This window comes from Gordonia amicalis NBRC 100051 = JCM 11271 (assembly GCF_000332995.1).
GTDB lineage: Bacteria > Actinomycetota > Actinomycetes > Mycobacteriales > Mycobacteriaceae > Gordonia > Gordonia amicalis.
The window spans coordinates 1-804 of the sequence record NZ_BANS01000092.1 but is presented as its reverse complement, the minus strand read 5'-3'; the positions used below and the strand labels follow the sequence as shown (position 1 = coordinate 804).

1 pseudogene is annotated in these 804 nt (G+C 62.9%); it reads right to left on the bottom strand.

The features are described from left to right. Positions 1–672, bottom strand: a pseudogene (locus GOAMI_RS22280) (transcriptional regulator); the annotation flags it as partial. Between the last annotated feature and the right edge of the window lie 132 nt (positions 673–804).

The following is an 804-nucleotide window of genomic DNA, read 5'->3' as shown; positions in this document are numbered from 1 at the left end:
CGCGACCGAGACTCCATAGTATTTGGCGACGCCGGCGAAGCTCGCAGTGATGCGTCCCGATTCTGGATGGCAGACCGTGGCCATCCGGTCGAATCGCCAGACTCGGCTGATTCCGCCCAGTCCTCGGCTGATCCGATCGAGTCCATCGACGACATGCGGTTGTGTCATCGCTGGGGCCAGTACGCCGCGCCACTTGCCTGAACAGGCGAGGGTGCCGACGAACAAGTGGGCTGTCGAACCCCAGCCCCAGGCGGCCGGTGGATCGGGAAGATCCACCCAATCCCATTGTGTCTCTTCACCAGGTGGGTGTTCGATGACAGCGTTGGGACGTTCGGTGGCGGTCAGGCAGGCCTGGCAGATCGGTCGCAGCGCCAGCTCGCGGATCTTGCGGGAAAGTGTCTGATACGACATCGCGTAGCCGAGGTCTTCGAGTTCGTCGCATAACGTCCGCACCCACAGATGCGGGTCGTCGAGCAGGCGGGCGGTGACGTAGGCGACGAACCTGTCGAACGGGTCCGGGGCGCTACGTTTACGCACGCCAGGGGCGGTGGTGCCGTTCAGGTAGGACCGGATTGTTTTGGGGTCTCGGCCGGTGTGACGGGCGATCGCCGCGATCGTCCAGCCTCGTTCTTTCAGGGCGCGAATTTCCACGTCTTCCTCTCGTGTAAGCATGAGGAGCGGGTCTCCTTTGGATAGCTGGTGCGTGGTCAGAGACCACCAGCATCCGGGGAGACCCGCCCTCGTTGGCGATGCCACACGGGTAGGGAATTTCGGTGAGCGAAACTAGGGAATTTCGATGAGCGC